This is a genomic window from Vibrio sp. 10N.222.48.A3, from assembly GCF_041475345.1.
Taxonomy (GTDB): Bacteria; Pseudomonadota; Gammaproteobacteria; order Enterobacterales; family Vibrionaceae; genus Vibrio; species Vibrio tasmaniensis_A.
In genome coordinates this window covers 1-446 of sequence record NZ_JBFRVX010001640.1, presented here as the reverse complement: position 1 = coordinate 446, position 446 = coordinate 1, and the positions used below count along the sequence as shown (strand labels likewise).

Genomic DNA, 446 nt, shown 5'->3' with positions numbered 1-446 from the left:
CAGCTCGAAAGATCAACAGACCCTTGTGTTTTTGGTTTGATGACTCTTAAAAAGGAAACAAATATGCTACATTTCAGCCCAAATGAATCATGGGTTAGATAGATGAAAACACCTTGCCGAGCGGCTTGTAAAAATAATGGCGGAATGTGCAGTGGCTGCTTTCGAACAATGGATGAAATTATAGGTTGGAAAGGCTTATCTGAAGACGAACGAACGTCAGTCATGGATAACCTTAGTGGCGAGAGTTCGACTCACCAATGTCCGCAGTGTCATGAGCCAGCTCAATGCGATATTAGTGCGGGTAAAGAGACGTGTTGGTGTTTTGAGTTAGAGAAGCGTGATACTAGCAACATTCCAAAAACTGGTGCGTGCATGTGCCGTAAATGCCTGTCTGCCTTGCCTATTCAGTAGCTTACGAACCTAGTCAATAGTTTTCATACATAATC

2 protein-coding genes are annotated in these 446 nt (G+C 43.0%); one reads left to right on the top strand and one right to left on the bottom strand.

What is annotated here, in order from left to right; all coding sequences use genetic code 11:
- Positions 1-224: hypothetical protein (locus tag AB4653_RS28205; RefSeq protein ID WP_372105932.1), on the bottom strand; the 224-nt coding region annotated here is incomplete at its 3' end.
- Here AB4653_RS28205 and AB4653_RS28200 point away from each other — a divergent pair.
- The gene (locus AB4653_RS28200; protein ID WP_372105931.1) at positions 145-411 is read left to right on the top strand and encodes a DUF1289 domain-containing protein; all 267 of its coding nucleotides are present in this window, start codon (positions 145-147) and stop codon (positions 409-411) included. The two genes, AB4653_RS28205 and AB4653_RS28200, sit on opposite strands and share 80 nt — an antisense overlap.
- Positions 412-446: the final 35 nt, after the last annotated feature.

Coding starts and splice junctions, on each gene's coding strand:
- AB4653_RS28200 (WP_372105931.1), top strand. CDS start 145: ATGTGCAGTGGCTGCTTTCGAACAATGGATGAAATTATAGGTTGGAAA.